Source organism: Wohlfahrtiimonas larvae, assembly GCF_002006755.1.
In the GTDB taxonomy this organism is placed as follows: domain Bacteria; phylum Pseudomonadota; class Gammaproteobacteria; order Cardiobacteriales; family Wohlfahrtiimonadaceae; genus Wohlfahrtiimonas; species Wohlfahrtiimonas larvae.
The window spans coordinates 1-12,503 of the sequence record NZ_MVDO01000249.1 but is presented as its reverse complement, the minus strand read 5'-3'; the positions used below and the strand labels follow the sequence as shown (position 1 = coordinate 12,503).

Here is a 12,503-nt window from a genome sequence, read left to right as displayed (position 1 = left end):
AATGCTATTGGATTTCATGTAAATATCGTACAAGAGCGATTAGCAGTTGCTAATTTGAAATATTTCATCCCTAATAGTGAAAAAAATCTTGATCAAATTAAAGAAACTCTCAATGGCTATTTTATGAATTTTACTACAATAACAGAGTAAAACATCTTGAAAAATAAACCGAGCATAGCTCGGTTTATCTTTTCTAATTTAGGTTAATTCAGCAATTAAACTGAAACATCCACCAATTTGAATTGTTTTACATCAAATAAGCCATTCGATGTTAATTTCAATGCAGGGATTACTGGCAATGTCATAAACACCAATGTCATCAATGGATGGAACTCATGTGACAAGTTGAATTTATCACGCGCTGTGATGATCAAATGCTCGATGATTTCTGCAACTTCTTCTGCTGTTTGATTCGTCATCAAACCACCAATTGGCAATGGTAAATGCGCTAACACTTCGCCATTTTGTACCAATGAGAAACCGCCTTTGATTGCTTCAATGTCTTTCACTGCTGCCAACATATCCGCATCATTATCACCAACCACAACGATGTTATGTGAATCGTGCGCAACAGAAACTGCGATCGCACCATTTTGAATGCCGTAGCCTTCCAAAATACCAATGCCCATATTGCCTGTTGCATGATGGCGCTCGATCACAGCCATTTTATTCAATGCACCATTTGCTTTGGCATTGAATTGACCATTTTCATCACGCACAACGTCAATTTCCAAGTTCTTCGTCACAACGCTTTTTGGAATCACACCAATCGCGCGCGCTTTATCACTTGTTAAGTTCAATGCAAAATCTTCAACTTTGATTGGTGCAATATTGATTGTGTTCAATACATCTTCACAATGATATTCAGGCAATTCGATCAGCATTTTGCCATCGCGCGCAACTTCTACACCCATTGAGAATACATGCATTGGCTCGAAATTTTTCAGGTCTTTAACGATCAACAAGTCCGCATCTTTGCCCGGTGCAATCGCACCTTTATCATGCAAGCGGAAGCATTCTGCGCCATTCAATGTTGCCATTGTGATTGCGATCATGGGATCAAGGCCATATTCAACAGCTAAACGTAAGCTCTTATTGATATGACCTGTGGTTAAGATATCATCTGGTTCACGATCATCCGTGCAGAATACGCAACGGCGTGAGTTTGCAGGCGTAACTGCTGGCAACAAGTTCAATAGATCCTTACATGTTGAGCCTTCACGGAGCAAAATATATTGACCCATTTGCAAGCGTGCCAACATGCCTTCTGTATCGCTACATTCGTGATCTGTCATCACGCCTGATGCAACATAAGCATTCAATGCCAAGCCTTTAACGCCCGGGCTATGGCCATCAATCACACGATTGTGGCGTTTTGCCATCAATAATTTATTGATCATTGGTTCATCATGATTGATCACACTTGGGTAATCCATCACTTCGCCTAAACCTAACACGCCTTCATCTGCAAACAGTGGCTCTAAATCTTCAGCTTCTAAAACTGCACCTGCTGATTCAAATGGCGTTGCAGGCACACAAGATGGCAACTGAATTTTCACATGCAAAGGCAAATTACGGCTCGCATCCAACATATATTGAATGCCTTTTACACCACAAACATTACCAATTTCATGGGGATCAGCGATAATTGTCGTTGTACCAAAAGGTAAAATCGTACGTGCAAATTGCGCTGGCGTTAATGATGATGATTCAATGTGAACGTGACCATCAATCAAGCCCGGCATAACGATTCCACCTTTTGCATCTAACGTTTCTTTCGCTTCCAACACATGACCAACTGCAACCACTTTGCCATCACCAATTGCCAATGGGCCTTCGATCAATGTTTGGTTATAAACATCCACAACTTTACAGTTAGTGATCAATAGATCAACTGGCACTCTGCCTGATGCCATATCAATCAAATGATTTAATTTTGCTTTTTCTGACATATCTCTTCCTTATCTTCTGCAATGATCTTACCTTTAGGTAAGATCACTGAATATCCCTTAACTATTTACCTGCAATTCTGCCGTGGCTACAGCTACATTTTAATACAGGCTCTGCAACTGCTTGTGCTGCGAAATCTATCACGCCCAAATCTGTAATGGCAAAATCAGGAATCGCCGTAATTTGTAAACAGCACATATAGAACATTGGATCAGGTAAATCACAACCCAATTCACGTGCTAAGTTGAATAATTTCTCTTCTTCAATCGCCATTGCTTCAGGCTCTAAATCAGAAACAATCCCTGCGATTGGCAATGGTAAGAAACCTAAGATTTCACCATCTTTCACGATCACTTGTCCGCCACCTTGTGCAGCTAAATGATTCACAGCAATAGTCATATCTTTGCTATTTGTACCAATACAAACAACGTTGTTATCATCAGGTGCGCATGAACTTGCCATTGCGCCACCTTTCAGTTTCCAACCCGTTACAAAACCAACAGCAGGTTTCACATCAGTAATACCAAAGCGTTCGATCACTGTTGCATATAGAACATCTTGCTCTAAATCAGGCTGAACAACACCATCCACTACTTTTAATTCTACGTTACGAGCTTTACGCACAAATGGTACATCGAAATCTACAGCCAATGATAAAGCGTGAACTGAATCACCTTCCAATTCTGTTTTCACATTCATGTCATGCTCGAGAACTGGCTTCATTTTCATTGTGTTCAACAACAATTCGCTACGTTTTGGTGGCGTTAATGTTTTGCTCATTTTGCCAGCCTCAACCACTGTTTCACCTTTTGCGATCACTGTATCGATTTCAAACTTCACTAAGTCTTCAACCATCAAGATATCCGCATAACGACCCGGAGAAATTGAACCCACTAAATGATCGACACGATAAGCTTCCGCTGAGTTGATAGAACCCATTTGGATTGCAGTTAAAGGATCAACACCATTTGCAATCGCCATACGGATCAATTTATCCATGTGACCATTTGCCAAGATTTCTGATGCTACAACGTCATCCGTACAGAAGCTCACACGGCGTGCAACACGAGGATTTAAATGTGTTACGATCTTCATATTCTCCTCCAGGAAGTGAGAAATTGAAGATTCACGAATGATTACGAACATGCCTTTACGCACTTTTTCCATCATCTCTTCATGGTTATAGCTTTCATGATCTAAACGAACGCCAGCACATAATACTGAGTTCAATTTTTCGCCGCGATTCATTGGCGCACAGCCAAATACTGGCAAACGATTTTCACGTGCTAATTCTAATGCACGTATTACATCAGGATGTTTGTTTTCTACGAATTCAGAAACAGTTTCCCAAACGCCAAAAACCTCAGGCCATTTTTGAACTTCTTCATGAACTTCTGCTGTTACGTTAAATGCAACGTTACTTTGAGGCAATGTGTACGGTGTAAAGAATGGCAAGCCCCAGAATACGTGCAATGGAAGATCATCAATTTCAGCTAAAACTTCTTTGATGCCTTCCAAACCTGTTGTTACAACGTATTGATCCAAGCCTGAAACGATACTTGTTGTACCGTGAGGAACAACTGCTTTTGCAAAGCTTGTCATCGATAATTTACTGCATTCGATATGCAAGTGGCCATCGATCAAACCTGGTACTAAATATTTACCTTTTGCATCAATGATTTCTGTTTTTTCACCGATGTACGCATCTACATTACCCGTCGCTACGATCTGTGTTTTGTAGATCGCAACATCCGCAGGATAAATTTCGCTAGATGTCACGTTCACTAATAGTCCGTTTTTAATGACACGATCCGCTGGAATTTTAGCTGCACCTGCATCAATCATTTCACGAATAGTTTCTTTTCTCATAATAAACTCCTAATAAAACTCAATAACTGAAATTAAAAATTAAATTTATATGCTCTACCGATTGGTAGAGCGAATTAGTATGTTTAGTCTTTTACAAAAAGATGTAGCGTAATAAAAATAGAAGCGCCATGATGCCTGTGCACCATGTGATGTCTTTGAACTTACCTGCAGCAATTTTCAATACCACATAAGTAATGAAGCCCAGCGCGATACCTTCCGTAATTGTGAAGGTAAATGGCATTGCAACCGCTGCAACAAATGATGGCGTTGCTTCTGTTAAATCCTCCCAATCAATTTTTGCGAGCTCTGAAATCATCAAAACACCGATGTAAAGCAACGCGCCCGTTGTTGCATATAACGGAATCATTTTTTCTAATGGCGAGAAGAATAGTAATGCTAGAAATAGCAAACCAACACCAACAGACATCAATCCTGAACGTCCACCCACCGCAACGCCCGATGCACTCTCGATATAAGCAGTCACAGCTGATGTCCCCATATAAGAGCCCACAGCAGATGCGCTACTGTCGATCAATAATGATTTTTGTTGATTAGGATAATGGCCATTTTTATCAGCCAAACCTGCTTTTGAAGTCACTGCAATGAAGGTGCCTGATGATTCAAATAAGTTGATCAACATAACAGAAACAATCACGCCCACCATGGAAAAACTCGCCACTTCTTTAAAAGTTAAATGACCTGTTACAGGCGCAATCGATGGTGGCATACTTACTAAGCCATGATAAGAAACATCAGGATCTATGATCAATGCAATTCCCGTGATGACTGCAAACGAGATCAAAACTGAGGCATAAATATTGCGCTGAGCCAATGCAATCACGATTAAGAAACCCAATGAACCCAAAATGAATGAAATACTTTTTGGATCACCCAATGCGACCATTGTGTCTGGATTAGCAACGATGATGTGCGCGTTATGTAAGCCAATCAATGTGATTAATAAACCACAGCCAACACTGATCCCAATTCTTAACGAATAAGGGATATTGGAAACCATCCAATAACGAATTTTGAATAACGATAATAGGAAGAGAGAAACTGCACTGAGGAAGATCAATGTCATCCCTGTTTCCCATGTGAGGCCGTTCGCCCCAACTAAAACATAAGCAAAGTAAGCATTAATCCCCATGCCTGGTGCTAATGCAATGGGCAGTTTTGCAACTGCACCCATTAAAACAGATGCGATGGCTGTGATTAAAACAGTTGTCACAAACACAGCTTGTGTGTCCATACCTGCTGCGCCCAAAATTTTTGGGTTAACAAACGCGATATAAACCATTGTGATAAAGGTTGTGAAAGCAGCAATTAATTCCTGCTTAATCGTTGTATTGTGGCGCTTTAGTTCGAAATATCGTTCTATAAAGGCTAACACTTGTGGCTCCTAGATAATAGATGAGATTGCATCTAGTGATGCGTTTTGGGAAGGTAACTTAAACATTTGTTGCGATTGTTTTGGGTATGTCTTTAAGTCACCTCCTTCACCTATTTAATCTAGCGTCGCCTAGCGAATGTTAGAAAGGAAGGAGATACAGCAGTGCTGATCCCGCTCTCGCGGTATCTTGGGGGGTATTAAAATGCGATAAAACATTTAAAGTCCTCTAGCTGTATTCAACATGAAAATAAGTTTCGCATTGTAAAGCTATTTTGCTAAATGTCAAAGGCATAAATTTTATAATCAGTTTAATATATCTATCCGCCCAAGCAGTATATTTAATAATAATTGTACAAGGATCAATCTATGTCAACACATTATATTCAACAAAACCAATCCTATTGGGATCAACAAGCGGCACAAGATTCTCCTTGGTCACAACCAGTTTCGGATGAGTTAATAATCAATGCTAAAAATGGCATTTGGGATGTGCATTTAATGCCATCACCGATTGATAAAAATTGGTTGGGTGACATTCAAGGTAAAAAAACCTTGTGTTTAGCTTCTGCTGGTGGGCAGCAAGCGCCAATTTTAGCAGCAGCTGGCGCAATTGTAACGGTATTGGATATTTCTGAAGGGCAATTGAAAAAAGATCAAGATATTGCAGATCAGCATCAGCTAGCACTCACAACTGTGCAAGGTAATATGAATAACCTCAGCCAATTTGAGGATGGTAGTTTTGACATCATTTTCCATCCGATTTCCAATTTATATGTACCAGATGTGAATCCGGTATGGCAAGAATGTTTTAGAGTGCTCAAAACTAATGGGCGATTATTAGCGAGCTTTTATAACCCTATTGTCTTTGTGGATGATCGCGATGCTCTACTTCGTCAAAAAGGATTAGTAAAGCCAACTTACAAAATCCCTTTCTCCGACATTCGTGATTTACCCAAAGATTTACTGCAACAGAAAATTGATAAAGGTGAATCCTTAGTATTTGGTCACTCTTTAACAGATTTAATTGGCGGACAAACTAAAGCAGGATTTTTAATTAAAGATTTCATCGAAGAATTTGCGCCCCAAAAAAGATTCCTCATTGATGATTATCTCCCAACCTTTTTAGCAACTTATGCCATTAAATTAGATTAAAATAAAAAGCCCAATGAAGAAGTTTTATTGGGCTTTAAATTTTGTATCAATAACTTAGTTACCTGCGATAAAACCTGCCGCGATGATTAATAAACTGCCGGAGAAACCTTCTACGATTCTGCGACGTTTATCACTCGGTGCACTTTTGCTACTTAAATTCGCTAAGCTCACGCCGATGATTGTATAAACAATGGCACAGCTAACAATGAATACGCTCGCTAACATCAATGCTTGTAATCCATAATTCCCCGATTTATCGATAAAATTCGGTAAAATTGCCAAATATATCAATAAACCTTTAGGGTTTAAGAAACTTGTTAAGAAGCCCTTACGATATAAATGCTGATGTTTTTTAGCATCTTTTTGGATCTCTAATAATCCTTTTTTCATAGCAGAGCGGATCATACAAACTGCTAAATATAATAAATAAGCAACCCCTACCCAACGAATCACATTAAATAAGACTGGTGAAGCTGCGACCAATGCCGCAACACCCAATGCACTCAATACCGCATGCACACAATAACCTGTCAAAATCCCAGCATTGGCTTTCAACACAGCTTTTTTGCCTGAAGTTAAACCTTGTGATGCAATAAATAAAACATCAGGCCCCGGTGTACAAACCAATGGAAACACTGCCAAACCAAATAACAACACATTATCTAAATACATGATGAACGATCCTCTCAAAAATCGGAGGCTATTGTAGTCCTTCATGCTTGGAATTTTTACTTGTTGTTATCAATAATGAATGCTAATTTAGCATTTTATTTCATTATTTTTAATATCAATAGAATAAAATGCCAATAAAACTAGATAACATAGATCGACATATTTTACGTGTGCTACAAAAGGATGCGAGCATCCAAAATTCTGAGCTTGCTCAAATTGTAGGATTATCACCGTCGCCATGTTTACGTAGAGTGAAACTCTTACAAGAAGCAGGCGTGATCAAGCGCTATATTGCCATTGTCGATGGTGCAAAAGTGGATGCAGGCTTAACACTTTTCTCTCGCATTTGGTTCAAAGCACAAGATGCCAAAACTATTGATAGCTTCATTGAAGCGATTCAAGATATGCCAGAAATTATCGAATGCCACTTGATGGCCGGTGAGTGTGATGCTTGGCTTCGCATTGTGACCAAGGATTTAGATAGTTATCGACAATTCCATGCCCATAAGCTCACAACCATTAAAGCAATACAAAGTGTAAAAACAGATGTGCCAATGGATACAGTGAAATTGACTTATAGCTTGCCGATTTAGCTCATACTCATACCTATTCAAATGCCCCAAAAAAAAGCCCACACAATGTGCGGGCTTTTACCTTTAATCAAAGAATATTAGAAATTATATTTCAAACCTAAATTCCATTGAACAGGTGTTTTAACATTACTTCCTCTGCGGTAATTAGTTTCTAAGAAAACTCTAACTTTCTTATCAATTAATGTGCTCACACCTACACCATATTTACCAACATTACCTGATAAATCATTTTTGAATGTTTTCACATTATTGAAACGAACTTTATTGTTATCCATGTTCTCACGAGACCAAGCAGCTTTAATATAAGGGCTTACAATGAAATCATCAGAGATGATAAATGTTTTACCCAAACTACCACCTAACTCAGTTACGAATGAACGCTGTTTACCAATATTTGCAGTCATACCATTATTTAATGAGACATTTTTGCTAGAGGTTTGAACATAACTAATGTGCGCATAAGGCTCAAACCAAATATCGTGATCAAATCTAAATGTATAACCCGCTTCTAAAGATGCACCTAGACCATTATTTTTGTAGTTACCTCTAATAACATAACTATTAGTCGATAATGCATGAACTTTATTTTCAAAGCGATTATATTTAACCACACCATCAATGTACCAATTACGGTTATCAAAATATGTTACATAAGCACCTACGCCGTAAGATTTAATACTACTTGATCCACCTCTTCTGTGATCCACATCAGATGAACCATAGTTGATTAAACCGCCGACAACAAGTTGTCCTTTTTCTAATTCGAACAACTTATCAGCACCCATTTCAACACCTAATTGTTTCAATTTGAAATCTAAATTGCCTTTATTTACTTTCTCATAAGCACCAATATTTCTGACCCAGAAACCATCACCAGCACCTTGTTGTAGATCTCCGCGGCGATAACGCAGATTTTGCATATCATTTTGCATAATCATTGTTCCCGCTGATGCAATGGATAATACTGCATCTACAGAAGGAGATGTTTTAAGATCATCTGAATCATTCTTACGGCTCGCTGATAAGTACCAAATTTCTTCACCAGCATTATTACGATTTCTTAATTGGTAAGTATAAATACCACCATCAACTTCCTGAGTGTTTGTACCTAAAGTAAATCTAGCATCTTGATTATTTAAAATAGTTACTAAATCAACAGACGTTGAATTCGGTACACTAATTTCTCGACCTGAATCCTCTGCCATGATGATATGGTTACCACTTGCTCGATTGATATTAAGATAGTTACCCATTTGGCTTGCAAGATCTATACCCATATTGAATGTAATTTCACCAGATAATGTATCAATTTTTAATCTGCCATATTGATATTCATCTGTTGTATTTAACTGTTGATTAATGAAGATCACTTCACCGCGACCAGTTAAACTACCAATAGATACTGAACCTGACTCAAGTGCTTTCTCTCCAGAAGCATTATCATAAATACTATTGCGTATATTCAAGATCGATGTTTCACTTGCCAAATCAATGCTATTCACATGGCTTTCTACACGTAAGCTATTGCTTGTATCAATATTAATAACAGCCTCATCATTAGCTTTAATCACAGCAGCAACTGTGCTTTCACTAATATTTAAAGTCCCCATGTTATTAATATTAACGTTACCCTGTAATAAACCAGAAGACTCAATAGAAACAACACTTAGATCATTAATGCTTAAACCATTAATACTACCTTGATCCCAAGCTTTAACAGATCCAGTACCATTCACAGTCAAGCTATTTGCAGCACCTTGTCCCCATACATGTAACGTACCATCATTATTAATAGTTGTACGATTAGACACAGCATTATTACCATAAACTTTCTGAATACCTTTATTAACAACAGAATCATTAGATTGACCGCCATCTTTAAGATACTGAGTACCACCTTCAATAATGAATTTATCAGCAGAGCCACCAGATATAACAACTTGTTCACCTGATCTGTTAATTGTACCTCGGTTGGCTTTACCATTATTCTCAATAGTTTGAACACCATTATTTACGGTAGTATCAACTGCAAGAGCATCTGTTCCACTGATGATTTGTGCGCCTGATTCTAATGTTGAACCTGAAGCTTGACCACCTGATGTCACTGTTTGAGTACCACCTGAAATGATGATATTTTCTGCACTACCGCGAGCATTGATAACTTGTGCACCATTAAGACCAATTGTGCCTTTATTAGCTTGCCCACCATTTTCAACAGTTTGAATACCACCATTAATCGTAGTGTTATCTGCGATTGCATTTGCGCCACTCACATTTTATGAGCCCACATTCAAGATTGTGTTATTAGCTTGCCCACCTTCTGTCACATTTTGTGTACCACCCATGATCTTCGAGCCATCAGCTATACCATCTTTATTGACTTCTTGAATACCAGTATCTGAAATAGTACTACTATTAGCTTGAGCACCATTCGATACGGATTGAATGCCTCCACTAATAATCGTTCTGTTAGACTCAGATTTCTCACCACTCACATTTTGTGTGCCTGATATCAATTGTATGTCATTAACTTGACCACCATCTGTGATATTTTGTGTACCACCTATAATTGAAACTCGATCAGCAATACCATCTTTTTTAACCTCTTGAATACCACCTGTAACAGATCCACCTTCAGCTTTACCATTGCCTGAAATAGTTTGTGTACCACCTGTAACAGATGTATTCGATGCAAGAGATCCTTTGCCACTCACATTTTGTGAGCCGCTAGTTAATGTATTGTCGGTAACCTGACCACCTCCTGTAACATTTTGCGTACCACCTGCAATTGTGATGTTATCAGCAATACCATCTGTTTTAACCTCTTGAATACCACCTGTAACAGATCCACCTTCAGCTTTACCATTGCCTGAAATAGTTTGTGTACCACCTGTAACAGATGTATTCGATGCAAGAGATCCTTTGCCACTCACATTTTGTGAGCCGCTAGTTAATGTATTGTCGGTAACCTGACCACCTCCTGTAACATTTTGCGTACCACCTGCAATTGTGATGTTATCAGCAATACCATCTGTTTTAACCTCTTGAATACCACCTGTAACAGATCCACCTTCAGCTTTACCATTGCCTGAAATAGTTTGTGTACCACCTGTAACAGATGTATTCGATGCAAGAGATCCTTTGCCACTCACATTTTGTGAGCCGCTAGTTAATGTATTGTCGGTAACCTGACCACCTCCTGTAACATTTTGCGTACCACCTGCAATTGTGATGTTATCAGCAATACCATCTGTTTTAACCTCTTGAATACCACCTGTAACAGATCCACCTTCAGCTTTACCATTGCCTGAAATAGTTTGTGTACCACCTGTAACAGATGTATTCGATGCAAGAGATCCATTGCCACTCACATTTTGTGAACCATCAGTTAATGTAGTATTAGTCGCCGTACCACCATCCGTGACATTTTGTATACCACCATCAACAACTGTGTTCTTAGCAACAGAACCTTCACCACTCACATTTTGTGAGCCACTGTTTATTGTAGTATTAGTTGCTGTACCACCATCTGTGACATTTTGTGTGCCACCTGCAATTGTTACATCATTTGCATTTCCTTTACCCGAGATGTTCTGGTCACCACCTTTAACCGTGCCACCATTTGTACTACCAGCGATTACATTTTGTGTGCCTGACTCTAACTCAGTATCCTTAACATGACCACCTGTCACATTTTGTGTACCACCAGCAATCTTCACGCCTTCAGCTTCACCATTAGCACCAATCTCTTGAATACCAGAAATGACGGTACCACCCTCAGCTTTACCGCCGCCAGTCACAGTCTGAGTGCCACCCTCAACGGTTGTATTCTTAGCAATAGATCCATCACCACGAACATTCTGATTACCACCTTTTAATTGAGTATCTGTCGCTAAACCACCTGAAACAACATCTTGCTTACCACCAAGGATCACACTTTCAACTGCTTCACCACCTGAACCTACTCGTTGTGTTGCACCATCTTTAATTGTAACTTTTTCTGTTTTCCCGCCATCTGTTAGTTCTAAAATACCATCTCTATTAATTTTTGTACCTGTTGCTATACCTCCAGCACCAATACTAAGTACACCTTCAGCTTCTATAATTGCATCGATGGATTGACCAGAGTCTTTAACTGACTGAATACCATCTTTTTTAACTACAGTATCGATAGCTTTAGAGCCTGCTCCTGAGATTTCTTGAAGCCCTTCACCCTCTACAGTTGTACCTGTTGCTGTACCTCCATTGATAACACTCTGCACACCATCTTTATTAACAGTTGCACCATTTGCATGGCCATCTTGATCAACAAGTTGAATACCGCCTTGATTAATATTGCCACCATTTGCAGTACCACCGTCTTTAATCGTTTGTACACCACCATTAATAGTTGTATTCGTTGCAATAGAACCCTCACCACTTATATTTTGTGAACCTGCTGTCAATGTAGTATTGATTGCTTGACCTTTATCCGTCACATTCTGAGTACCACCACTAATCGTAGTATTATCAGCAATAGAACCGTCACCAAGCACATTTTGTGAGCCTGATGTTAATAAAGTATCTTTTGCTTGGCCTGCTTCTGTAACGTTTTGCGTACCGCCTGCAACTGTGACGCCCTCAGCAATACCACCGTTTTTAACATCCTGAGTACCTGATGTATTAACTGTACCGCCAATAGCTTTACCACTATTCTCAACTGTTTGAGTACCACCATCAACAGTTGTATTCGATGCAATAGAACCTTCACCACTTACAATCTGTGAGCCTGATTTTAATATGGTATTTTCAGCTTTACCTTTACCCGTGATAGTTTGCGTACCATTTTCAACAGTTGTATTGGAAGCAAGAGAACCTGCACCATCCACATTTTG

General features: G+C 39.0%; 7 protein-coding genes and 1 pseudogene. 2 read left to right on the top strand and 6 right to left on the bottom strand.

Annotated features, from left to right (window positions below; genetic code table 11):
- Positions 1-215: 215 nt before the first annotated feature.
- The 3 genes from ade to BZK14_RS12720 all read right to left on the bottom strand — a co-directional run bounded on the left by ade (position 216) and on the right by BZK14_RS12720 (position 5,212).
- Complete coding sequence (gene ade, locus BZK14_RS12730) at positions 216-1,952, bottom strand: adenine deaminase (protein ID WP_077926839.1); 1,737 nt, start codon at positions 1,950-1,952, stop codon at positions 216-218.
- Between the two features lie 61 nt (positions 1,953-2,013).
- Positions 2,014-3,819 (bottom strand): adenine deaminase C-terminal domain-containing protein, encoded by a 1,806-nt coding sequence (locus BZK14_RS12725; RefSeq protein ID WP_077926838.1) that lies wholly within the window; start codon positions 3,817-3,819, stop codon positions 2,014-2,016.
- A gap of 91 nt (positions 3,820-3,910) precedes the next feature.
- A complete protein-coding gene (locus BZK14_RS12720) occupies positions 3,911-5,212 on the bottom strand; it encodes an NCS2 family permease (RefSeq protein WP_077926837.1) in 1,302 nt (433 codons plus the stop codon).
- Positions 5,213-5,578: 366 nt separating this feature from the next.
- Here BZK14_RS12720 and BZK14_RS12715 point away from each other — a divergent pair, with 366 nt between their 5' ends.
- Positions 5,579-6,364 (top strand): class I SAM-dependent methyltransferase, encoded by a 786-nt coding sequence (locus tag BZK14_RS12715; RefSeq protein ID WP_077926836.1) that lies wholly within the window; start codon positions 5,579-5,581, stop codon positions 6,362-6,364.
- 54 nt (positions 6,365-6,418) lie between these two features.
- Here BZK14_RS12715 and BZK14_RS12710 read toward each other — a convergent pair whose 3' ends face one another.
- The gene (locus BZK14_RS12710) at positions 6,419-7,036 is read right to left on the bottom strand and encodes a LysE family translocator (protein WP_077926835.1); all 618 of its coding nucleotides are present in this window, start codon (positions 7,034-7,036) and stop codon (positions 6,419-6,421) included.
- A 128-nt stretch (positions 7,037-7,164) separates the two neighbouring features.
- On the opposite strand from BZK14_RS12710, the gene BZK14_RS12705 reads away from it, so the two are divergent.
- Positions 7,165-7,629 carry an Lrp/AsnC family transcriptional regulator gene (locus BZK14_RS12705; RefSeq protein ID WP_077926834.1) on the top strand — a complete coding sequence of 155 codons (465 nt, stop codon included), beginning with the start codon at positions 7,165-7,167 and terminating at the stop codon, positions 7,627-7,629.
- A 77-nt stretch (positions 7,630-7,706) separates the two neighbouring features.
- Here the strand turns inward: BZK14_RS12705 and BZK14_RS12700 are convergent, their stop codons facing one another.
- Together BZK14_RS12700 and BZK14_RS12695 are read right to left on the bottom strand one after the other, a co-directional pair.
- Positions 7,707-9,902, bottom strand: coding sequence for an autotransporter outer membrane beta-barrel domain-containing protein (locus BZK14_RS12700; protein WP_077926833.1), 2,196 nt, complete (start codon positions 9,900-9,902; stop codon positions 7,707-7,709).
- 3 nt (positions 9,903-9,905) lie between these two features.
- A pseudogene (locus tag BZK14_RS12695) lies at positions 9,906-12,503 on the bottom strand (hypothetical protein); the annotation flags it as partial.